We start from the raw sequence: 23126 nt of genomic DNA on the forward strand, positions 1-23126 counted from the left end.
CCTCGTCCGTCAGCTCGCGGTCTCGTCGCCGACGCTGCCCGCCGTGGTGGCCGCTCCGGTGCCGGCCGCCTCGCCGAGGCCCGGGGCGATGGAGCCGCGTTCGCTGACGCCGAGGGCCACCTTCGTCCAGCCGCTCTCCCGGCGGTCGAACGTCCGGTACGCCTCGACGGCGTCCTGGACGCCGGCCCAGCGGGTGATCAGCGGGGTCGGGTCCAGCGTGCCGGAGGCGACGAGGGACACCAGGTGGGGCAGGTAGCGGCGGTGGTTGCAGTTGCCCGACTTCAGCGTGAGGTTCTTCATGAACGCCTCACCGAACGGGTAGTGCTGGACCTGCGGCGGGTAGACGCCGACCGTTCCGACGGTGCCCGCCTTGGCGGCCATTTGGACCGACCAGCGGGCCGCCAGCGTGGGTGCGTCGCCGGGCACCCAGGTGTCGCCCTCGGGGTGTGCCTCGGGGGCCGCCTCGGCGCGCTCGTGGTCGAACTCCTCCGCCTGGTCGCGCAGTGCCTCGGCGGCCGGGCCACGGGTGGGGCGTTGCGCGTCCACGCCGACGGCGTCGATCACCCGGTCGACGCCGATGCCGCCGGTCAGGTCCCGTACGGCCGCGACGGGGTCCTCGGCGTTGAAGTCGACGGTCTCGGCGTGCTGGCGCCGGGCGAGCTCCAGCCGGTCGGCGAGGCCGTCGACCACGATGATCCGGCCCGCGCCCTGGAGGCGTGCGCAGGCCACGGCCGCCTGGCCGACCGGTCCGGCCCCGACGACGGCGACGGTGTCGCCGGTGCCGACCTCGGCGAGTTTCGCGCCGAACCAGGCGGTGGGGTAGATGTCGGAGAGGAGGATCGCCTGGGCGTCGTCGACGGTGTCGGGCAGCGGCACCAGGCCGACGTGCGCGTACGGTACGCGTGCGTACTCGGCCTGGAGTCCGTCCAGGCCGCCCGCCGCCTCCGGGCCGCCGAAGAAGACGGTGCCCGCGCCCGGGCCGCCGGGGTTGGCGTTGTCGCACTGCGCGTAGTACCCGGCGCGGCAGTAGCTGCAGGTGCCGCACGCCACGGTGGAGGGCACGACCACCCGGTCGCCCGGCCTGAAGTTCCGTACGCCGGCGCCCGCCTCCTCGACGATGCCGACGGCCTCGTGGCCGAGCACCCGGCCCTCGCGGAGGCCCGGCATCGTGCCCCGGATGAAGTGCAGGTCCGTCCCGCAGATGGCGGACGAGGTGATCCTCACGATCGCGTCCTGGTCGTCCTGGATCTTCGGCTCCGGTACGTCGTCCAGGCGTACGTCGCCGATGGCGTGCCACACCACGGCCTTCATGAGCACTCCCCTGGTGTCCCGATCTTTCCGAACAGGGCCGCGAGTGCCCGGCCCGGGACGGGCGAAACAACCGGTGCGGGCGGGGTACCCGCAGGGCGGCAGACGGGCTCCCACCCGGTGCGACGTGACGGAAGCGAGGCAGCACGATGCGTTTCCAGGACCGCAGGGAGGCCGGTCGTGAACTGGCCGCCCGGCTTGTCGAGCGGCAGCGGCAGGGCAGGCTGGACGATCCGGTCGTGCTGGCGCTGCCACGCGGGGGCGTACCGGTGGCCGACGAGCTGGCCCGGGCGCTGCACGCGCCCCTGGACGTCCTCGTCGTCCGCAAGATCGGCGCCCCGTACAACCCGGAGGTCGGCATCGGGGCCGTCACCGGGGACCAGCCGCCCATCTTCGACGAGCGGGCGCTGGCGGTGCTCGACCTGACGCCCGAGCGGATGCGCGGCCAGGTCGACGCCGAGCGGGCGGAGTTGCGCCGCCGGGAGGGGCTGTACCGGGGCGGCCGCCCGGCCCCGGCGCTGGCCGGGCGCACCGTTGTGATCGTCGACGACGGGCTGGCCACCGGGGTCACCGCCCGGGCCGCGTGCCGCGCCGTGCGCGCCGCCGGCCCCGCCCATCTGCTGCTGGCGGTGCCGGTGTGTTCCAGCCAGGCGGTGGCGGCGTTGCGCGGCGAGGCGGACGAGATCGTGTACGTGTACCAGCCGCCGCACTTCGAGGCGGTGGGCCAGTGGTACGACGACTTCGACCAGCTCACCGACGACGAGGTGATCCGGACGCTGAGCGCCGCGCACGGCGGCTGAGCGGGGCGGCCGGCGCGGTCAGGTGTGGCCCTCGCCCCGCTCGTCCGCTTCCCCCGGCGGGGAGGCCACGCCCCGGCCGGGTTCGACGACGTCGCGGCGGCCCGCGGTGTGGGCCTTCTCCAGGGCGGCGATGTCCGGGTGGTGCAGGTCGAAGGCGGGGGATTCGGAGCGGATGCGGGGCAGCGCCGTGAAGTTGTGGCGGGGCGGCGGGCAGGAGGTTGCCCACTCCAGGGAGCGGCCGTAGCCCCACGGGTCGTCCATGTCGACGCGCTTGCCGTACTTGGCGGTCTTCCAGACGTTGTAGAGGAACGGCAGGGTCGACAGGCCCAGCAGGAAGGACCCGAGCGACGAGAGGGTGTTGAGCGCGGTGAATCCGTCGGCGGCGAGGTAGTCGGCGTACCGGCGCGGCATGCCTTCCGCGCCCAGCCAGTGGTGGACGAGGAACGTCAGGTGGAAGCCGGCGAGCAGTGTCCAGAAGTGAATCTTCCCCAGGCGTTCGTCGAGCATCTTGCCGGTCATCTTGGGCCACCAGAAATGGAATCCGGCGAATGTCGCGAAGACGATGGTGCCGAAGAGCACGTAGTGGAAGTGGCCGATGACGAAGTAGGTGTCGGTGACGTGGAAGTCCATCGGCGGCGACGCGAGGATGACGCCGGTCAGGCCGCCGAAGAGAAAGGTGACGAGGAATCCGATGGACCACAGCATGGGGGTTTCGAAGGTGATGGAGCCCTTCCACAACGTACCGATCCAGTTGAAGAATTTCACGCCGGTCGGCACGGCGATGAGGAAGCTCAGGAAGGAGAAGAACGGCAGAAGTACCGCTCCGGTGACGAACATGTGGTGCGCCCACACCACCATCGACAGGCCGGTGATGGCGATGGTGGCGCCGATCAGCCCGATGTAGCCGAAGAGCGGTCTACGGGAGAAGACGGGCAGGATCTCGGTCACCACTCCGAAGAACGGCAGCGCCACGATGTACACCTCGGGGTGGCCGAAGAACCAGAACAGGTGCTGCCACAGCAGTGCTCCGCCGTTCGCGGCGTCGAAGACGTGGGAGCCGAACTGCCGGTCGGATTCCAGGACCAGGAGCGCGGCGGCCAGCACCGGGAAGGCCATCAGTACCAGGACCGAGGTGAGCAGGACGTTCCAGGTGAAGACGGGCATGCGGAACATCGTCATGCCGGGGGCGCGCATACCGACGATGGTGGTGATGAAGTTGACGGCGCCGAGAATGGTTCCGAACCCGGAGAGCGCGAGCCCCATGATCCACAGGTCGGCGCCGATACTGGGCGTGCGTTCCAGCCGGTTGAGGGGTGCGTAGGCCGTCCAGCCGAAGTCGGCGGTTCCGTTGGGGGTCAGCACGCTGCCGACGACCATGAGGCCGCCGAAGAGGAACAGCCAGTACGAGAACATGTTGAGCCGCGGGAAAGCGACGTCCGGCGAGCCGATCTGCAAGGGCATCACGGCGTTGGCGAATCCCACGAAGGTGGGCGTGGCGAACAGCAGCAGCATCACGATCCCGTGCAGCGTGAACGCCTGGTTGTACTGCTCGTTGGAAATCAACTGCATGCCCGGCCGGGCGAGTTCGGCGCGCATCAGCATGGCGAGCGCGCCGGCGAAGAGGAAGAAGGCGAACGACGTGACCAGATACAGGTGACCGATCTTCTTGTGGTCCGTCGTGGTCAGCCAGTTCACCACGGCCCGGCCCCTGCCTCGCCGCGTCACCGGTACCGGGGAGACCGGCTCCGTCGATGTCACCATACGAATCCTCGTCAACGCACACGCACGGGCAGGACGCGCGGCAAAGTACCCCCTTACCGCCCTCGGAAACGCTATGTGTTTTCGCGTTCACGCCGTGTGCTTTGCACCCGTACAGCGCTGGATACGTCACTCGTATTGGGCAGCGCCCTTCGCGTTACCGCTTGTTGACAGGCGCCCCCGGCGCCCCGACACTCGTCGCACCCAGGCGGGTGAACAGAGTTTCACCACGCGAACACGTCGTTCCCCAGGGGCTGATATGACGTCACCGCCGCACACGTTCCGCACGGTCTTCCCGGTCCTGGCCCTGTGCTGGCTGGCCGTCTTCTTCGACGGGATGGACGTCAACATCTACGGCGCCGTCATGCCGCACATGCTCGACGACCCCGGGCTCGGGCTGACTCCGGGGAGCGCGGGCACGATCGGGAGCTGGACGACGTTGGGCATGCTCATCGGGGCGCTCGTCGCCGGGAACGTCACCGACTGGCTGGGCCGGCGGCCGCTGCTGGTCGCCAGCATCACGCTGTTCTCGTTCGGCTCGGCGCTGTGCGCCCTCGCCGCGAGCCCGGCGTTCTTCGGCGCCGGGCGGTTCGTCGCGGGGCTCGGGCTGGGCGGTCTGATGCCGCTGTGCCTGGCCATGGTGCTGGAGTTCGCGCCGCCGCGCCGGGCCGCCCTGACGACGGGTCTGCTGATGACCTCGTACCACGCGGGCGGTATGGCCGCGACGGGCCTCGGGCTGACGGTGGCGCCGGCCGCCGGGTGGCGCTGGGTGTTCTGGGCGGGCGCGCTGCCGGCGGTCGTCGCCGTACCGCTGCTGCTGAAGTCGCTGCCCGAGTCGCCGGGCGTGCTGCTGGCGCGCGGTGAGCGGGGGCGGGCGGACGCGGTCGCCGACCGGTACGGGCTGCCGCGGCCGACGCCCGTCGAGGCCCCGGCCGCCGGGGCGAGGGGCCGGCTGGACGCGGTGCGCGCCCTGTTCGCGCCCGGGTCGCGGTGGGCGACGCCGCTGCTGTGGCTGGCGTCCTTCAGCGGGCTGCTGCTGGTGTACGGGGTGTCCACCTGGCTGCCGCAGATGATGCGGGCGAACGGCTACGACCTCGGCTCCTCGGTCAGTTTCCTGCTGGTCATCAACGCGGGCGGCATCGTCGGCCTGCTCATCGCCGGGCGCACCGCCGACCGGTTCGGCGCCGTGCGCGTCTCGGCGATCTGGTTCGTGCTCACCGCGGCCGGGGCCCTGCTGCTGAAGTCGCAGCTCCCGCTGGGGTGGACGTACGTGGTGGTGGCGGGCACCGGTGTGGTGCTGTTCAGCGCGCAGGTCATGGTGTACGCGGCCACGAACACCCTCTACCGCGACAGCGAGCGCGCCGCGGGCATCGGCTGGGTCGCCGGAGTGGGCCGCACCGGTGCGGTGTTCGGCCCGTGGCTGGGCGGGGTACTGGCGGCGAGCGGCCACGACACCTGGGGGTTCACCGCCTTCGCGCTGGCCGGGCTGCTGGGCGCCGCGGCCATGGCCTGTGTACCGCTCGCGTCCCGGGCGGGCGGGTCCGGGGAGCCTCAGCCGGCGGCGGCGATGGGCAAGCCGGTGTAGTTGGCGGCCAGTTCGGCGGCGGCGTGCGGCGAGGAGGTGATCCGGTCGAGCTGGGAGAGCTGGAGGCGGGTCCCGAACGGCGAGCCGTCCGGATCGGTGTGGAGGGTCGTCGTCATGAAGGACGAGAAGTGCTGGGCCCGCCACACGCGGCGCAGGCAGGTGTCGGAGTACGCCTCCAGGGCCTCCTCCGAGCCGTCGGTGTGCCACCGCTCCAGGGCGCGGGCGAGCACGACCACGTCGGCGACGGCCAGGTTGAGCCCCTTGGCGCCGGCCGGGGGCACGATGTGCGCGGCGTCCCCGGCGAGGAACAGCCTGCCGTGGCGCATCGGCTCGGTCACCCAACTGCGCATGGGCAGCACCGACTTCTGGGTGACCGGGCCGCGCTCGAGCCGCCAGTCGGGCTCGGCGCGCAGCGTGAACCGGGCGTCGAGCTCGTCCCAGATCCGCTCGTCGGGCCAGTCGGCGGGGTCGGTGCCGTTGGGCACCTGGAGGTAGAGGCGGCTCACCGCGGGCGTGCGCATGCTGGCGAGGGCGAAGCCGCGCTCGGAGTGGGCGTAGATCAACTCGTCGTACACCGGCGGCGCTTCGGCGAGGATGCCGAGCCAGGAGTACGGATAGGTCCGCTCGTAGGTCCTCCGCAGCGCCTCCGGGACGGCCCCGCGGGCGATGCCGTGGAAGCCGTCGCAGCCGACGACGTAGTCGCAGGTGAGGGTCTGCTCGCGGCCCTCGTGGGTGTAGCGGACGAGGGGCCGCGCGGTGTCGGCGCCCTCGATGGCGTGGACCTCGGCCCCGAAGAACAGGGGCCCGCCCTGGTCGAGTTGGAGGGCGATGAGGTCCTTGACCACCTCCGTCTGGGCGTACACCACCACCCGTCGCCCTTCGGTGCGGGACGGGAAGTCGAGGCGGTGGGCGCGCCCGTCGAAGCGCAGCTCGATGCCGTCGTGGACCAGGCCCTCGCGCGCCAGCCGGGCCCCGGCGCCCACCTCGTGCAGGATGTCGACGGTGGCCTGTTCCAGGATGCCCGCCCGCTGGCGCCGCTCGACGTACGAGCGGTCCCGGCTCTCCAGGACGACGCTGTCGATGCCCGCGCGGTGGAGCAGCCGGGCGAGCAGCAGTCCGGCCGGGCCGCCGCCGACGATCCCCACGGTGGTGTGCATGGAGGGCTCCTGTTCGTATAGTGAAGTAAACTTCACAGCATTGGGTGGGGTGAGTGTGCGCCCGGTGCCCGATGCTGTCAACGCCCGTGTGCCACCGACGGAGAGCCGATGTCTGCCACCAGCCCCGCGGACCCGCCGCCCGAGGCCGTCGCCCCGCTGATGCGCGGCATCGCGGTTCTGCGCGCGCTCACCGACGCCGCCGGGACGCTGAGCCTGAGCGAACTGGAACGCGCCACCGGGCTCGCCCGCGCCACCGTCGACCGGGTCACCGCCACCCTCGCGCGGATGGGGTACGTCCGTCTCGACGGCCGTGACGCCGTCCTCGCCCCGCGCCTGATGGAGCTGGGCAACGCCTACCTGGCCGCGATCCGCCTGCCCGGCCTGCTCGGCGGCCACGCCGACGCCCTCGCCGACGAGCTGGACGAGTCGGTGTCCCTGGCGGTCGCCGACGGGGACGGCATCCGCTTCATCCACCAGGCGACCCGGCGCCGCGCCATGTCCCTCAGCTTCCGCATCGGCGACCTGCTGCCCGCCGAACGCACCGGACCGGGGCCGCTGTTCGCCGCCGACTGGACGGACGAGGAGTGGCAGCGGTGGCGCGAGTGGCGGGCCGCCGACCCCGACGAGCGCCGCTTCCCCGCCGTACCGCCGCGCGCCCGGCCCCACGAGGACGGCTTCGAGCAGCGCGCGGCCGAGGCGCGGACGCGCGGCTGGGCGCTCGACGACCAGCGCATCGAACCGGGCCTGGTCGCCCTCGCCGTGCCGGTGCGCGCGCCCGGCGGGCGGGTGGCGTGCGCGGTGAGCGTGGTGAGCCACACCAGTCGGCACAGCGCCGAGTCCCTGCGGGAGGTGGCGCTGCCCCGGCTTCGCGCGGCCGTGCGCGAGATGGAGCGGGAGCTGCGCGAGGCGCCGCCGCCGGTGGCCGGCGAAACGCCGGGAGAGGGCCTCGCCGCCTGGACCGGGGCGTCCAAGCAGGAACTGGGCCGGGACTTCATCGAATCGCTGGCCCGCGGGCTGACCGTGATCACCGCGTTCGGCGAGGGCCGGGACGCCCTGACGCTCACCGCGGTCGCCGAGGCCACCGGCCTCGCCCGCGCCACCGCCCGCCGTGCCCTGATCACCCTGGAGCACCTCGGGTACGTCACCGCGCACGAGCGCACCTTCCGCCTCACCCCGCGCGTCCTGGGCCTCGGGTATCCCCCGCTGTCCCGCACCACCCTGAGCGCCATCGCGTCACCCCACCTGGCGGCGCTCGCCACCCGGGTGCACGACTCGGCGTCGCTCGCGGTCCTGGACGGCGACGACATCCGGTACACGGCCCGCGTGGCGACCAGCCGGATCATGAGCGTCAACATCACCGTCGGGACGCGCTTCCCGGCGTACGCGACCTCGATGGGCCGGGTGATGCTGGCGGCGCTCACGCCGGCCGAGCGCGCCGAGCGGCCGGCCCTCACCGCGCTGCGCCCGCTCACCCCGCACACCGTCACCGACCCCGCCGAACTGGCCGCCGTCCTGGACTCCGTCGCCCGCTCCGGGTACGCCCTGGTCGACGAGGAGCTGGAGGAGGGGCTGCGCTCCATCGCCGTACCGGTCCGCGACCGCGCCGGGACGGTGGTCGCCGCCGTCAACGTGGCCATGCACAGCGTGCGGCGCACCGCCGAGGAGTGCGTGCGCGAGCTGCTGCCCGAGCTGCGGGCGACGGCCGACCGGATCGAGGCGGACCTGGCGGTCTCTGGCCGCTTCACCCGGATCGCGACGGCCTGATCAGAAGATGGACAGGCCGGTGAGCGTCGTGAAGCGGTCCAGCGCCGCCACGCCCGCCACCGAGTTGCCGCGCCGGTCCAGGCCCGGGCTCCACACGCACAGGGTGCAGTGGCCGGGTACGACGGCGATGATGCCGCCGCCGACGCCGCTCTTGCCGGGCAGGCCGACGCGGTAGGCGAAGTCGCCCGCCGCGTCGTAGGTGCCGCACGTCAGCATGACCGCGTTGATCTGCTTGGCCTGGCTGCGGGTGAGCAGCGTCGAGCCGTCGGCCCGTATGCCGTGCCGGGCGAGGAACCCGGCGGCCAGCGCCAGGTCGCCGCAGGACGCCTCCACCGAGCACTGGCGGAAGTACTGCTCCAGCAGGTCCGGCACCGGGTTGGTGATGTTGCCGTAGGACGCCATGAAGTGGGCGAGGGCGGCGTTGCGGTCGCCGTGGGCGGTCTCGGAGGCGGCGACCTTCTCGTCGAAGTCCAGGGCGGGGTTGCCGCTCTCGGCGCGGAGGAAGTCCAGCAGGCTGCCGGAGGCGTCGCCGGTCAGGGTCTGGAGCCGGTCGGTGACGACGAGGGCGCCCGCGTTGATGAACGGGTTGCGCGGGATGCCGTTCTCGTACTCCAACTGCACCAGGGAGTTGAACGGGTTGCCGGACGGTTCGCGCCCCACGCCCTCCCACAGGGTCTCGCCGTCCGCCGCGAGCACCAGGGCGAGGGTGAAGACCTTGGTGATGGACTGGGCCGAGAAGGGCTGCTGCCAGTCCCCCACCCCGTAGACCGTGCCGTCGAGCCCGGCGACGGCCATCCCGAAACGGTCCGGGTCGGCCTCGGCGAGCAGCGGGATGTAGTCGGCGGGGCGGCCGCGGCCGGGGGTGGCGGCGATGTCGGCGGCGATGCGGTCCAGGACGGGCCGGAAGTCCGTGACGGGCTGGGAGGAGCGTGACACGGCCCCCACATTACGGGTTAGGCCAGGGCCGGCAGCACCCGGTCGGGGGTCAGCGGCAGCTCACGGAAGCGGACGCCGGTGGCGTGGTGCAGGGCGTTGCCGATGGCGGCCGGGGTGCCGACGATGCCGATCTCGCCGATGCCCTTGCTGCCCATCGGATTGAGGTGGGTGTCGTGCTCCTCGACCCAGTGCGCGTCGATGTCCGGCACGTCGGCGTGGCTCGGTACGTGGTAGGACGCCAGGTCCCGCTCGGCGAAGTCCCCGAAGGCCGGGTCCAGGGTGCTGTGCTCGGTCAGCGCCATGCCCAGCCCCATGACCATGCCGCCGATGAGCTGCGAGCGGGCCGTGCGCGGGTTGAGGATGCGCCCGGCGGCGTACACGCCGAGCAGCCGCCGCACCCGTACCTCCCCGGTGCCGGTGTCGACCTGGACCTCCGCGAAGTGGGCGCCGAAGGCGTGCCGGGCGAACGGCGGGGTCTCCTCGGCCTCCTCGGTGGTGTCCGCGGAGACGGACAGGCCCTCGGCGGGCAGCGGGCCCACGCGGTGGGCCAGCCGCTCGGCCAGGCCTGTGCACGCCCGGTGCACGGCCCAGCCCCAGGAGGCGGTGCCGGAGGAGCCGCCGGCGAGCGGGGCGTACGGCAGGCGGGTGGAGCCGATGCCGATGTGCACGGAGGCGAGGGGGGCACCGAGGGCGTCGGCGGCGATCTGGGCGAGGACGGTCCGGGCGCCGGTGCCGATGTCGGTGGCGTTGACGCGGATGTCGTAGCCGCCGTCGTGACGGGCGGTGGCGGTGGCGGTGGACGGGGAGACGAGCACCGGGTAGGTGGCGGCGGCGACCCCGGTACCGGTGAGCAAGGCGCCCTCGCGGCGGATGCCGGGGCGCGGGTCGCGGTCGGACCAGCCGAAGCGGCGGGCGCCCTCGCGGAGGCAGGCGACGAGGCCCCGGCTGCTGAAGGGCAGGCCGCTGTCCGGCTCGGTGGCGGGCTCGTTGCCGATGCGCAGCTCGACGGGGTCGGCGCCGAGGGCGTCGGCGAGTTCGTCCATGGCCGACTCCAGCGCGTACATGCCGGGTGCCTCGCCGGGGGCGCGCATCCAGGAGGGGCTCGGGACGTCGAGGCGGACGACGTGGTGGTCGGTGAGGCTGTGCCGGGAGGCGTACATGACGCGTGCGGGCAGGGCGCCGTACTCGACGAACTCCTTGACGCGTGAGGTGTGGGCAGTGACCTGGTGGCTGACGCTGAGGAGGGTGCCGTCGCGGTCGGCGCCGAGCCGGACGCGCTGGATGGTGGGCGCCCGGTGGCCGACGACGGCCGCGAGGTGGCCCCGGGGGAGGGCGAGTTTGACGGGCCGGCCGGTGTGGCGGGCGGCCATCGCGGCGAGCACGACGTGCGGGCGGGGCGTGCCCTTGGAGCCGAACCCGCCGCCCACGTGCTCGGACACGACCGTCACCCGGTCCTTGGGGAGGCGGAAGAGCCTGGCCAGCGCGCTTCGGACGGGGTTCGCGCCCTGGCTGGAGTCGTAGACCGTCAGGTGGGCTCCGTCGCCCTCGCCGTCCCAGCGGGCGTAGGCGGCGTGCGGCTCCATCGGGTGGTTGTGCAGCGGCGGAACGCGGTACGTGGCGTCCACGCGGACGGGTGCGGCGGCGAAGGCCCCCTCGGCGTCGCCGCGCTCGCGGCGGGCGGGCTGACCGCCGGCCTCGTCGGGGCGGTAGGCGTCCGGGTGGCCGGTGGTGAGGGTGACGTCGTGCGGTTCGGTGGCGTACGTGACGTGGACGGCGGCCGCGGCGGCGCGGGCGTCCTCCAGGGTCTCGGCCACGGCGAGGGCGACGTACCAGCCCCGGTGCGGCACGGTGGCGTCCTGGAGGACGGCGAGCGTCGGGTCGTCGGCCTCGCCGAGGCGGGGTGCCGTGTCAGGGGTGAGGACGGCGAGGGTGCCGGGCAGGGCGAGGGCGGCGGCCGTGTCGACGGCGGTGACCCGGCCGCGGGCGATGGTCGCCGGCACGGGCCAGGCGTAGGCGCAGTCGGGTGGGGTGCGGGCCAGTTCGGTGGCGTAGCGGGCGGCGCCGGTGACCTTGTCGCGTCCTTCGAGGCGCTCGGTGGCGGTGCCGAGCGCGGGGGCGGGCGCGGCGGGGACCCGGGCGTGGGTCCGGCCATGGGTGGAGGGCGCGGTGGGAGGCATCGCTGGTCTCCGGTTCTCCGGTTCTCCGGGTCAGGGGCGGCGGCTTCTCCGGTTCAGGGGCGGGCGGCTCCGGTTCAGGGGCGGGCGGCGGTGGCTTCAGGGGCGGGCGGCGGCGGCCAGCTCGGACAGGACCCGGCAGGCCAGGTTGTGGGCGAGCGGCACCTTGAAGGCGTTGTCCCGCAGCGGCTGCGCCGGCCCGAGTTCGGCGTCCACCGCGTGGGCGATGGCGTGCTCGGTGGGCGCGGTGCCGAGCAGCGCGGTCTCGGTGAGGCGGGCCCGCCACGGGCGGTGGGCGAGGCCGCCGAAGGCGAGGCCCACATGGCGTACGGTCCCGTCCTCGGCGAGGTCGAGGACGGCGGCGACGGAGGCGAGCGCGAAGGCGTACGAGGCGCGGTCGCGGGCCTTGCGGTACGCGGACGGGAGCCCCGCCGTCCTGGGCGGCAGCACGACCGCGGTGATCAGCTCGCCGGGCCGGATGACGGTGTCGCGCTCCGGGTGGTCGCCGGGCAGCCGGTGGAACTCGGCCACCGGTACGGACCGTTCGCCGTCGGGTCCGTGCAGTTCGACGGTGGCGTCGAGGGCGGCGAGGGCGACGGCCATGTCGGAGGGGTGCGTGGCGATGCAGTGCGGGGAGTGGCCGAGGACCGCGTGGTCGCGGTGGACGCCCTCGCGGGCGCCGCAGCCGGTGCCCGGCTCGCGCTTGTTGCAGGGCTTGGCGGTGTCCTGGAAGTACGGGCACCGGGTGCGCTGGAGCAGGTTGCCGCCGGTGGTGGCGATGTTGCGGAGCTGCCCGGACGCCCCGGCGAGCAGCGCCTGCGACAGGACGGGATGGCGGTCGCGTACGAGGGGGTGGGCGGCGAGGTCGCTGTTGCGCACGGTCGCGCCGACGCGCAGGGCCCCGTCGGGCAGCTCCTCGACGGTGTCGAGCGGCAGGCGGCTGACGTCGACGAGGGTGTCGGGCGCCTCGACCCCGTGCTTCATCAGGTCGACGAGGTTGGTGCCCCCCGCGAGGTAGCGGGCGCCGGGGCGGGCCGCGTGGGCGGTGGTCGCCTCCTCGACGCTGGTGGCGCGTACGTAGGCGTAGGGCTTCACCGGGTCACGTCCTGAACGGCGGCGACGATGTTGGGGTAGGCGCCGCAGCGGCACAGGTTGCCGCTCAGCCGCTCGCGGATCTCCGCGGGCGTGAGCTCCACGGGGCCCTGGCCGGAGGGCCGGCCGGGGTCGGTGACGTGGGAGGGGTGCCCGGCGGCGGCCTCGGCGAACACGCCGACGGCCGAGCAGAGCTGGCCGGGCGTGCAGTAGCCGCACTGGAAGGCGTCCCGGTCGAGGAAGGCCTGCTGGACCGGGTGCAGCTCGCCGCCGGCGGCCAGGCCCTCGACGGTGATCACCTCCGCCCCGTCCTGGGCGACCGCGAGGAGCAGGCAGCCATTGGCGCGCCGCCCGTCGACGAGCACGGTGCACGCCCCGCACTGCCCGTGGTCGCACCCCTTCTTGGCCCCGGTCAGCCCGAGGTGCTCGCGCAGCAGGTCGAGCAGCGTGGCGCGGTGGTCGACGGTGAGGCTCCGGGGCTCGCCGTTGACCTGGAGGGTGACGCGCGACCGCGTGGCGTCCGGGTCCGGCGCGTGGGGCGGGTCCGGGAGGGGACCCGGGTCCGGCATCGGTTCCGGGGCCGGGTCGGGCGACGGCGTGGGGTCCGGGATGGGGTCCGGGATCGGAGGCGTGTGCGCGGTGCTCATCAGCGGATCTCGTCGGCCTCGTCGGGGACGGTGTGCACGGCGGCCTCCTCGGCGGACGCCGCCGCTCCGGCGATGCCGACGTCCCGGGCGACCACGTCCTTCTCGTCGTCGGCGCGTACCCCTTCGTCCGGGGCGACGAGGCGTCCGGAGCGGTCGCGGCCGACCTGGTCGTCGAGGGGCTCGCCGTCGCCGCCGGGGAGGTCGCCGATGCCGTTGGAGTCGTCGGGCTCCTGGAGGGCGGGGTCGGGCACCTCCTCGGAGAGCCGCTGGTCGAGGGTCTCGCCCTCGCGCTGCTCGCGGGCGGTCGTTCCCACGTGGTTGACGGCCAGCGGCCGCTCGGGGGGCGACCAGCCTTCGTCGTAGGGGTCCGCCTCCCGGTCCGACAGGGTGTCCTCGGGGTCGAGGATGCCGTCGTCCTCCCTGCCCTCGGCGTCGTCCGGCTGGTAGACGTTGTCGCCCATCGCTTCTTCGGTTCCCATGGCGTGGCTCCCGTGTGCTGCTCCTGCTCGTGTGCCGGCATATTCCGGCGTATGCCTGCGTATGCCTGCGTACGCCTGATCGCGTATCCAGCCTGGAACAGGTCACACATCCTGGCATTCCGGACAGCACGGCGGCCCGGCGGAGGGTGTCCGCCGGGCCGCCGGGCCGCCGGGAGGGGATGCCCCTTACCGAACGCGTCCTTCACCGTCCTGCCCGCCCGGCTTCTCGCCCGCCCGGCGCAGGTCGCCCTTGGCGCGCTCCGCGCGGCCCTGGCCTCGAACGCTCGTTGCCGACCGCCCGGCCGACGTTCTGCTCATCGGCGTCTGCCGAGCGCGCGCCCGGCGCCGCACGGAGCGATCAAGGACGCTCAGGACTGTTCCCGGTAGTCCCCTCCGAACGTGGACACATCCCACGCCAGGACCCGTTCGGCCTCCCGGTGGGTCTGTTCGGCGAGCCTTCTCGCCTCGTTGAGCACGTCTCCGTGCTCCTCGACGAGCTGGTCGTATATCGGCGAGCCGGGAGGGCTGTGGCGCGGCATCACGTGCGGTTTCTCCTTCGAGCGCGGGCGGCTACGGGGCGCCGGGGCGGTCCCGGCGCACCGGCGCCTGCCCACGGCGCACGGGATCATGCGGAATCCGTGCTACCGCTTGGCGGCCATGACGTGAGCCGCTGTAGGCGGCGGCACGCAGGCCGTGCAGCCGCTCGGTGGGGCGCAGCCCGGGGATGCTGTGGAGGTACGGATCGTAGGTGGGCGTCGTCCCCTCCGGGCACGGCCTCGGCGGGCCGACGGTCAGGGTCGCGAAGGTCCGCCAGGGCTCGCCGGGCCCGGCAGCGCGCAGTTCGAAGCGGACCGGGGCGCTCCGCAGTGCCTGGCGCAGCGCGGCCACGTCACCGCGCACCCGCCGCCGTCCGCGGGGCACCGGGAACGCGGCGATCACCCGTTCCCGGCCGCCCATCCGGTACGCCAGCAGGGTGGAGTACGGCCCGGCCAGGGCGTCGCGCCTCGGACGCGGCACATGGCGGCCGAGGCGGCCCGTGCCGCTGGAGGTCAGCAGCAGGTCCAGCGGGGCGCCGTGCCCGCCCGCGTCCTCGGCGCGCAGGGCGAGGCCCAGGCCGTCCGGCCACCGCGCCGGCAGCCCGGCCGCCCTCGACCACCGCACGCTCACCTCGTACCGCCCCGCCCGGTCCAGGAACGGCACGCCCCAGGGCACCCCGCCCACCCCTCGCGGCTGTTCGCCGCCCCCGGGCAGACCCGGCGCGCCCTCGCCCCCGGATCCGCCTCGCGGCCCGGCGTCCCACTCGCCCCCGGGCAGGCCCGGCGCGCCCTCGCCCCCGGGCAGGCCCCGGGGGTCACCGCCGCCCTCCGCCCCCGGTATCTCCAGTACGCCCGCGCAGGTCAGGCCCCACGGGTGGAGTGCCGGGGCGGAACGGCGCCGGGCGATGCGGCGCGCTATACCGAAGGCCCGCTTCTCGATCGCCACACCGGCTCCCTTCCGTGTCGGGAAGGCCGGGTACCCATGCGGCACCGGGCCTAATGCCGGCGCTCCTGGGTGAGGCGTACGCACGCGGCGACGACCTCGCGGAGGCTGCCGGTGCGGTGCAGGAGACGGCGCTGGACGCGGGCGCCGTTGCCGTCGCGCAGCACTTCGACGAGGCCCTGGCGGGCGTAGTCGAGGTCGCCGTTCTCGTCGAGGGCCTTCTCTATGTGGCCGAGCAGGGCGTACACCACGTCTTCGGCGGGGGCGGGGCGCATGGTGAGCGGGTGGACCAGCACGTCGTCCACACCGGAGCGGCTGGCCCGCCAGGCCGCGGCGCGCAGCAGGCCGACGCCGTGGCGGGCGGGGGGCTCGCCCTCGCGCCACTCGCGCGCGGCGGTGTCCACCAGCCCACGCGTCAGGGTGGCGAGGAGCGCGGTGGTGGACGCGTCGAGGCAGACGTCGGCGGCGCGGACCTCGACGGTGGGGTACTTGCGGGAGAGCCGGGCGTCGAAGTAGATCATCCCCTCGTCGTGCAGGACGCCGGTGCCGATCAGATCGCTGACCTGCTGGTGGTAGCGGCGCGCCGAGCCGAAGGTCTCCACGGGGCCGGCCGACGGCCAGCGGCCCCACACCCGGCTGCGGTAGCTGTTGTACCCGCTGTCGTGGCCCTGCCAGAAGGGCGAGTTGGTGCTCAGCGCGAGCAGGACGGACAGCCACGGCCGTATCCGGTCCAGGACGCCGACGCCCTCCTCGTCGGACTCGACGGACACGTGCACGTGGCAGCCGCAGGTGAGCTGCTCCAGGGCGGTGAGGCCGAAGTGCTCCTGGATCCAGCGGTAGCGCTTGCCCTCGGTGAGGGCCGGGCCTGCGGGCAGCGGCGAGGTGGCGAGGGCCACCACGGCCGCCCCGGCCTCCGCGGCGTGCCGGGCGGCCACCGCGCGCCAGCGTTCGACCTCGGCGGCCAGCTCACGCATCCCGGTCTGCGGGTGCGTGGCGAACTCGAGCTGCTGGCCCTGGAGTTCCTTGGTGAAGGCGTGGGCCCTGCCCCGGCTCTCCTTGGCCGCGATGGCCAGCACGGCCATGGACAGGGCGCGTGGCTCGCCGGTCCGCGGGTCCACGAGGAGGAGCTCCTCTTCCACTCCGACAGTGCGCAACGGAAACCACCTTTCCGATCGCATCCAGCGGGGACTGGTCCGGCGAGGACGTGCGCGGGACGCACCATCATCCCGGCTCGGCAGGCTCAGCGCACCGGTCCGCCGGGCCTGGGCCGGGGATGTGGCGGGTTCCCGACGCCTTCGGCTTGAACCGCTCCGGGTACCCCGGCCCCGGACGGCTCACCCGCTCAGAACTCGTCGCCCGTGTTCGGCTGCAGCTCCGTCCGCAGCGCGGCGTCCAGTGCGGCCGCGGCGCCCTCGGTGTGCTCCACCACGAGACCCGCGCGCACCAGGTGCCGCACCTCCGTGCCGCCCAGGTAGCAGGCCGCCAGGTCCCGGACGTCGAAGCTCAGGTCGGGGGCGCTGTCCGCCGGCTCGTACGAGCAGGTCCCCGGGGCGGCGGTGAGGCGGAAGCGGCCGGTGTTGGCGAGCAGGTGGTCGTCGTGGACGTCCAGCACCACGTCCACGGGCGCGGCCCAGGAACGGCCGGTGAGCGCCGCAGCGACGTCGACCAGCCGCACCCACAGGCCCGGGAACCTGCCCGTGACCCGTACCTGGTCGCGGTCGGCGGCGAACAACGGCAGCGGGTCGTCCAGGGGGCGGCCCCAGGCGCGGACCGTGCCGGTGAGGTCGATGGACGCCACGTACCGCCACAGGGCGGCGGCCGCGGGGGCGTCGTCCGCCTCCAGCTCGTCGACCCGGACCACACCGGGCGTGCCGCTGTCGTCGTTGCCGGGCTTGGTGCGGTAGACGGCGTACCCGGCGATGGGCTCGCCCTCGGCGCCGAGGGCGACGATCCTGGGCGGGGACAGCTCGTCGTCCTCCTCGTCCTCCTCGGTCAGCCACTCGCCGCTCCAGCGCTCCGCGTCACGGGCGATCCGGCCCGCCCTGGACGCCCGGGTGGCGTCGTAGTAGGGCCCGACGACCGCCGGGGCGTCGGCCGGGGCGATCAGCCGCAGGGGCCGTTCGTCGGGCGCGACGCGCAGCGCGAGCGGGCGCCGCGAGTCGATCTCGACGCTGAGGCACTCCATCGCGGGGCTGAAGCCGAAGCGGCCGTAGATGGCGTCCTCGGACGCCCACAGCGCGGCCAGCGGGCGGCCCTGCCGGGCCGCGCGCCGGAACAGCTCGGCGATCATCGCGGACAGGACGCCGCGCCTGCGGTGGGTCGGCGCGACGGAGACGAACGTCAGCCCGGGGCAGGGCAGCTCCCCGCCGGGCACGGAGAGCGTGAAGGGATGGGCGGCGACGAACCCGACCAGCATCTCGCCGTCGTACGCGCCGATGCGCTCGCACTGGAGCACAAGCTCCCGGTGGTGCTTGCGCCGCTCCTCCTCCGGATTGTCGTGGAAGACCAGGTACACGAGCTCCATGGCCCGGTCCACATGGGCCTCGGGCACACTGCGGATGTCCATGCCTCCGGACTCTAGTCGCCGGATAACGGACAGGTCACGGGGGTTTTCCGCCGCCTTGACCGGGGGCTTTCCCCCATGCCGGAGCCCGCCGCGGCCGGCTCAGGCCACCGATCCGATGCGGCCGGCCGGGGAGGAGTCCGGGCCGTCGTGGTGGATCGGGGTGTGGGCGCCCGTGAGGGAGACGCCGCTGCCGCCGCGCCGGTTGGCGACGATCTCCGCGCCGATCGACAGGGCCGTCTCCTCCGGCGTGCGGGCGCCGAGGTCGAGGCCGATCGGGGAGCGGAGGCGGGTCAGCTCCAGTTCGGTCACGCCGACCTCGCGGAGGCGCTTGTTGCGGTCCTCGTGGGTGCGGCGGGAGCCCATCGCGCCGATGTACGCGACGGGAAGCTTGAGGGCCAGTTCGAGCAGGGGGATGTCGAACTTGGCGTCGTGGGTGAGGACGCACAGCACGGTGCGGCCGTCCACTTCGGTGCGCGCGAGGTACTCGTGCGGCCACTCGACGACGACCTCGTCCGCCTCGGGGAAGCGGGCGGGCGTCGCGAAGACCGGGCGGGCGTCGCACACGGTGACGTGGTAACCGAGGAACTTCCCCACCCTTACCAGCGCCGCCGCGAAGTCGATCGCCCCGAAGACGATCATGCGGGGGGCCGGCACGCTGGACTCGACCAGCAGGGTGAGCGGCTGCCCGCAGCGGGAGCCGTCCTCGCCGATGGTGACGGTGCCGGTGCGGCCGGCGTCCAGCATGGCGCGGGCCTCGCCCGCCGCCGTGCGGTCCAGTTCGGGGTGGCCGCCGAGGCCGCCCTCGTACGAGCCGTCGGAACGGACCAGCAGAGCCTGCCCCAACAGGTCTGCCGGCCCCTCCGTGATTCTGGCCAGAGCCGCCGCCTCCCCTCCGGCGGCGGCTCCGAGCGCGGCGGGGTAGATGCCGCCGCGGACCGGGGTGACGAGGATGTCGATGATGCCGCCGCAGGTCAGGCCGACCGCGAAGGCGTCCTCGTCGCTGTAGCCGAAGCGCTCCAGGACGGTCTCGCCGTCCTCCAGCGCCTGCCGGCACAGGTCGTACACGGCCCCCTCGACACATCCACCGGAGACCGACCCGATCGCCGTACCCTCGCTGTCCACGGCGAGGGCGGCGCCCGGCTGCCGGGGCGCGCTGCCACCGACCGCCACCACGGTGGCGACGGCGAAGTCACGTCCCTGCTCGACCCACCGGTGAAGCTCTTCGGCGATGTCCAGCATGTCGGCCTCCTTACAGGCGGATGTGTGAGGGGGTCCCGTCAGTGCGCGGTACCCGTGGCGAAGTAGAAGATGAACACCGCGGACAGCACCCACATGAGGATGCTCGGTTCGCGCCACTTGCCCTGCGCGGCCTTGATGGCGCAGTACGCGATGACACCCGCGGCGACACCGGTGGTGATGGTGTACGTGAACGGCATCAGCACGACCGTCAGGAAGACGGGGACGGCGACGGACCAGTCGGTCCAGTCCACGTGCCGGGCGTTCTGGAGCATCATCGCGCCGATGACGACCAGGGCGGCGGAGGCCACCTGCCCCGGCACGAGCTGGGTGAGCGGGGTGAAGAACAGACACGCGGCGAAGAACAGACCGGTGACCGAGGCCGACAGGCCCGTACGCGCGCCTTCGCCGACGCCCGTGGCGGACTCGATGAAGACGGTCTGGCCCGAGGCTCCGGCCGCGCCGCCGATCGCGCCGCCGGCGCCGTCGATGAACAGGGCCTTGTTGAGGCCGGGCATCTTGCCCTGGGCGTCCGCGAGCTTGGCCTCCTGGCCGACGGCGATGATGGTCGCCATGGCGTCGAAGAAGCCCGCCAGCACCAGGGTGAAGACGATCATGCCGACAGTGGTGTAGCCGAGCTGCTCCCAGCCGCCGAATTCGACTTGGCCGAAGAGCGAGAAGTCCGGCATGGAGACGAAGCTGCCGTTCAGGATCGGCGCCTTGCCGCCCCACTCCGCATCACTGATGAGGCCGGTCGCGGTGGCGACGACGGAGATGATCGTGCCGACCACGATGCCGAGGAGGATGGCCCCGGGCACCTTGCGGGCCTGGAGCATGAAGATCAGCAGGAGCGTGACGGCGAACAGCACCACCGGCCAGCCGGTGAGCGAACCGCCCACACCGAGGGTGACGGGACCGCCGCCCTCGCCCTTGCCGACGAAGCCCGCGTTGACGAAGCCGATCATCGCGATGAAGAGGCCGATGCCCATCGTGATGCCGTGCTTCAGCGCCAGCGGGATGGCGTTCATGATGACTTCACGAACACCGGTGACGACCAGCAGACAGATCACGGCGCCGTAGACGACGCACATGCCCATGGCCTGCGGCCAGGTCATTTCCGGGGCCACCTGGGTGGAGATGACGCCCGCGACACTCAGACCCGCCGCGAGGGCGAGCGGGACCTTGCCGATGAAACCCATCGCCAGAGTGGTGACCGCTGCCGCGAGGGCGGTCGCGGTGATGAGGGCGGGCTGGCTCAGCTTGTCGCCGGCCGCGTCCGGACCGCCGAGGAGCAGCGGGTTGAGCAAGAGGATGTAGGCCATCGCCATGAAGGTGGTGATGCCGCCGCGCACCTCACGCGCGACCGTGGATCCTCTGTGGGTTATGTGAAAGTACCGGTCGAGCCAAGACCGTCCGGCGGGAACACGGGAACCGGATCCCGCGTCTTCGGCGACGGTCTTCGGCTCCACTGACGACTGGGTCATGGTGCCTACTCCCAAGGTTCAAAGGGGCACCCGCATGCCCGTGGGGCAAAAGACTGCGGGATTTGGGATGGTGCGTTGGCTGCACGACCCGGGGGACGGCCCGAGACGAACGGGGTGAAGCGGGGTTGAGCGGTACTGCGGTACTTCGTGGGGGGCGGTTATGGGGGGTTGGGGACGGGTGGGGGGATGCTCCGGGCGGTGCGGGCGGTGGAAGTGTGACGTTCCCGGGAGGCACGCACCGCCCGGAGGGCTTACAGGGTGCCGGTGAGGTGCTCGGGGCGTACCGGCGTCTTGTTGAGCTCCAGACCCGTCGCGTTCCGGATCGCCGCGAGGACGGCCGGGGTGGACGACAGGGTCGGGGCCTCTCCTATGCCGCGCAGACCGTAGGGCGCGTGGTCATCGGCGAGCTCGAGCACGTCGACCGGGATGGTCGGGGTGTCGAGGATGGTGGGGATCAGGTAGTCCGTGAAGGAGGGGTTCTTCACCTTCGCGGTCTTGGGGTCGACGATGATCTCCTCCATGACCGCCACGCCCAGGCCCTGGGTGGTGCCACCCTGGATCTGGCCGACGACGGACAGCGGGTTGAGGGCCTTGCCGACGTCCTGGGCGCAGGCCAGCTCGATGACCTTGACCAGACCCAGCTCGGTGTCCACCTCCACCACCGCGCGGTGCGCGGCGAAGGAGTACTGGACGTGGCCGTTGCCCTGGCCGGTGCGCAGGTCGAAGGCCTCGGTCGGGCGGTGCCGCCACTCGGCCTCGATCTCGACGACCTCGTCCTCCAGGACGTCCACCAGGTCGGCGAGGACCTCGCCGCCGTCGGTGACGACCTTGCCGGCTTCGAGCAGCAGCTCGGCGGTGGCCCACGCGGGGTGGTACGTGCCGAACTTGCGGCGGCCGATCTCCAGCACCTTCTCGCGGACGAGCTCGCAGGAGTTCTTGACCGCGCCACCGGTGACGTACGTCTGCCGGGAGGCGGAGGTGGAGCCGGCCGAGCCGACCTGGGTGTCGGCCGGGTTGATCGTCACCTGGGTGACGCCCAGCTCCGTGCGGGCGATCTGCGCGTGGACGGTGATGCCGCCCTGGCCGACCTCGGCCATCGCGGTGTGGACGGTGGCGACCGCCTCACCGTTGATGACCTCCATGCGCACCTTGGCGGTGGAGTAGTCGTCGAAGCCCTCGGAGAAGCCGACGTTCTTGATGCCGACCGCGTAGCCGACACCCCGGACGACGCCCTCGCCGTGGGTGGTGTTGGACAGGCCGCCGGGCAGCGCGCGGACGTCGGCGCCCGCGGTGGTCTCCCACTGGCGCTCCGGCGGCAGCGGGCGCGCCTTGATCCGGCGCAGCAGCTCGGCGACCGGGGCGGGCGAGTCGACCGGCTGGCCGGTCGGCATGAGCGTGCCCTGTTCCATGGCGTTGAGCTGACGGAACTCGACCGGGTCCATGCCCAGTTTGGCGGCCAGCTTGTCCATCTGGGCCTCGTACGCGAAGCACGCCTGGACCGCGCCGAAGCCGCGCATGGCGCCGCACGGCGGGTTGTTCGTGTAGAGCGCGATGGCCTCGATGTCGACGTCGTCGATGACGTACGGGCCGACGGAGAGCGAGGAGGCGTTGCCGACGACCGCCGGGGAGGCCGAGGCGTAGGCGCCGCCGTCCAGGACGATCTTGCACTTCATGTGCGTGAGCTTGCCGTCCTTGGTGGCGCCGTGCTCGTAGTACAGCTTCGCCGGGTGCCGGTGGACGTGCCCGAAGAAGGACTCGAACCGGTTGTAGACGATCTTGACCGGCTTGCCGGTGCGGAGCGCCAGGAGGCAGGCGTGGATCTGCATGGACAGGTCCTCGCGGCCGCCGAAGGCGCCGCCGACGCCGGAGAGCGTCATGCGGACCTTCTCCTCGGGCAGGCCGAGGACCGGGGCGATCTGGCGGAGGTCGGAGTGCAGCCACTGGGTGGCCACGTACAGGTCCACACCGCCGTCCTCGGCGGGGACCGCGAGGCCGGACTCGGGGCCGAGGAAGGCCTGGTCCTGCATGCCGAAGGTGTACTCGCCCTCGACGATCACATCGGCGCGCTTGCGGGCCTCCTCCACGTTGCCGCGGACGATCGGCTGGCGGTGCACGATGTTCGGGTGCGGGACGTGACCGGCGTGGTGGTCGTCCCGGCCCGGGTGCAGGATCGGCGCGTCGGGGGCGAGCGCGGAGGCCTCGTCGGTGACGACGGGCAGCTCCTTGTACTCGACCTTGATCTTCGCGGCCGCGCGGCGGGCGGTCTCCGGGTGGTCGGCGGCGACCAGGGCCACCGGCTCACCGTGGTGGCGTACCCGGCCGTGGGCCAGGACCGGGGTGTCCTCGATCTCCAGGCCGTAGTTCTTCACCTCGGTGGGCAGGTCCTCGTAGGTCAGGACGGCGTAGACGCCGGCCTGGGCGAGGGCCTCGGAGGTGTCGATGGAGACGATCTCGGCGTGGGCGACGGTGGAGCGCAGGATCTGCCCCCACAGCATGTCCTCGTGCCACATGTCCGAGGAGTACGCGAACTCGCCGGTGACCTTCAGGGTGCCGTCGGGGCGCAGCGTCGACTCACCGATGCCGCCCTTCGTCTGGGAACCCTGGGTGACCTTGGTGGGAGTGCCGGCCGGGGCGGCGGCGACTCGGGTGTTCTGGGACATG

The 23126-nt window shown here is 73.2% G+C and carries 18 protein-coding genes; 3 read left to right on the plus strand and 15 right to left on the minus strand.

The features are described 5' to 3' along the window. Nucleotides 1-9: 9 nt before the first annotated feature. Nucleotides 10-1311 (minus strand): zinc-dependent alcohol dehydrogenase, encoded by a 1302-nt coding sequence (locus ACZ46W_RS04490; RefSeq protein WP_468331137.1) that lies wholly within the window; start codon nt 1309-1311, stop codon nt 10-12. 146 nt (nt 1312-1457) lie between these two features. Between ACZ46W_RS04490 and ACZ46W_RS04495 the strand changes: the two genes are divergently transcribed. Beyond that, the gene (locus ACZ46W_RS04495) at nt 1458-2108 is read left to right on the plus strand and encodes a phosphoribosyltransferase (RefSeq protein ID WP_468331140.1); all 651 of its coding nucleotides are present in this window, start codon (nt 1458-1460) and stop codon (nt 2106-2108) included. An 18-nt stretch (nt 2109-2126) separates the two neighbouring features. On the opposite strand, the gene ctaD is transcribed toward ACZ46W_RS04495, so the two are convergent. After that, complete coding sequence (ctaD, locus tag ACZ46W_RS04500) at nt 2127-3869, minus strand: aa3-type cytochrome oxidase subunit I (RefSeq protein WP_468331143.1); 1743 nt, start codon at nt 3867-3869, stop codon at nt 2127-2129. A gap of 256 nt (nt 3870-4125) precedes the next feature. Between ctaD and ACZ46W_RS04505 the strand changes: the two genes are divergently transcribed. Further along, nucleotides 4126-5451: an MFS transporter gene (locus tag ACZ46W_RS04505; RefSeq protein WP_468331145.1), complete on the plus strand. Its 1326-nt coding sequence runs from the start codon at nt 4126-4128 to the stop codon at nt 5449-5451. Here ACZ46W_RS04505 and ACZ46W_RS04510 read toward each other — a convergent pair. Then, entirely contained in the window at nt 5418-6608 is a 1191-nt protein-coding gene (locus ACZ46W_RS04510) for a 4-hydroxybenzoate 3-monooxygenase (protein ID WP_468331148.1), read from the minus strand. The two genes, ACZ46W_RS04505 and ACZ46W_RS04510, sit on opposite strands and share 34 nt — an antisense overlap. Before the next feature lie 108 nt (nt 6609-6716). On the opposite strand from ACZ46W_RS04510, the gene ACZ46W_RS04515 reads away from it, so the two are divergent. After that, nucleotides 6717-8372, plus strand: coding sequence for an IclR family transcriptional regulator domain-containing protein (locus ACZ46W_RS04515; protein ID WP_468331150.1), 1656 nt, complete (start codon nt 6717-6719; stop codon nt 8370-8372). Here the strand turns inward: ACZ46W_RS04515 and ACZ46W_RS04520 are convergent, their stop codons facing one another. The 12 genes from ACZ46W_RS04520 to pucD all read right to left on the minus strand — a co-directional run bounded on the left by ACZ46W_RS04520 (nt 8373) and on the right by pucD (nt 23125). Continuing rightward, entirely contained in the window at nt 8373-9308 is a 936-nt protein-coding gene (locus ACZ46W_RS04520; RefSeq protein ID WP_468331153.1) for a glutaminase, read from the minus strand. Between the two features lie 17 nt (nt 9309-9325). Next, nucleotides 9326-11485, minus strand: coding sequence for a xanthine dehydrogenase family protein molybdopterin-binding subunit (locus tag ACZ46W_RS04525; RefSeq protein ID WP_468331156.1), 2160 nt, complete (start codon nt 11483-11485; stop codon nt 9326-9328). 96 nt (nt 11486-11581) lie between these two features. Next, entirely contained in the window at nt 11582-12577 is a 996-nt protein-coding gene (locus tag ACZ46W_RS04530) for an FAD binding domain-containing protein (protein ID WP_468331159.1), read from the minus strand. Further along, complete coding sequence (locus ACZ46W_RS04535) at nt 12574-13143, minus strand: 2Fe-2S iron-sulfur cluster-binding protein (protein ID WP_468332445.1); 570 nt, start codon at nt 13141-13143, stop codon at nt 12574-12576. Before ACZ46W_RS04535 ends, ACZ46W_RS04530 begins: the two co-directional genes overlap by 4 nt. Before the next feature lie 77 nt (nt 13144-13220). Beyond that, nucleotides 13221-13700, minus strand: coding sequence for a DUF5709 domain-containing protein (locus ACZ46W_RS04540; protein ID WP_468331162.1), 480 nt, complete (start codon nt 13698-13700; stop codon nt 13221-13223). Nucleotides 13701-14068: 368 nt separating this feature from the next. Beyond that, nucleotides 14069-14239 (minus strand): hypothetical protein, encoded by a 171-nt coding sequence (locus tag ACZ46W_RS04545; protein WP_468331164.1) that lies wholly within the window; start codon nt 14237-14239, stop codon nt 14069-14071. A 31-nt stretch (nt 14240-14270) separates the two neighbouring features. Then, nucleotides 14271-14912: a phosphodiesterase gene (locus ACZ46W_RS04550; RefSeq protein ID WP_468331167.1), complete on the minus strand. Its 642-nt coding sequence runs from the start codon at nt 14910-14912 to the stop codon at nt 14271-14273. 320 nt (nt 14913-15232) lie between these two features. Beyond that, complete coding sequence (locus tag ACZ46W_RS04555; RefSeq protein WP_468331170.1) at nt 15233-16333, minus strand: glutamate--cysteine ligase; 1101 nt, start codon at nt 16331-16333, stop codon at nt 15233-15235. Between the two features lie 188 nt (nt 16334-16521). Continuing rightward, a complete protein-coding gene (locus ACZ46W_RS04560; protein WP_468331173.1) occupies nt 16522-17745 on the minus strand; it encodes a GNAT family N-acetyltransferase in 1224 nt (407 codons plus the stop codon). Nucleotides 17746-17844: 99 nt separating this feature from the next. Beyond that, nucleotides 17845-18984: an XdhC family protein gene (locus ACZ46W_RS04565; protein WP_468331176.1), complete on the minus strand. Its 1140-nt coding sequence runs from the start codon at nt 18982-18984 to the stop codon at nt 17845-17847. Nucleotides 18985-19022: 38 nt separating this feature from the next. Continuing rightward, a complete protein-coding gene (locus ACZ46W_RS04570; RefSeq protein WP_468331179.1) occupies nt 19023-20465 on the minus strand; it encodes an NCS2 family permease in 1443 nt (480 codons plus the stop codon). 251 nt (nt 20466-20716) lie between these two features. After that, nucleotides 20717-23125 carry a xanthine dehydrogenase subunit D gene (pucD, locus tag ACZ46W_RS04575; RefSeq protein ID WP_468331181.1) on the minus strand — a complete coding sequence of 803 codons (2409 nt, stop codon included), beginning with the start codon at nt 23123-23125 and terminating at the stop codon, nt 20717-20719. Nucleotide 23126 lies beyond the last annotated feature (1 nt).

It is taken from the genome of Streptomyces sp. NPDC031064 (assembly GCF_055570965.1).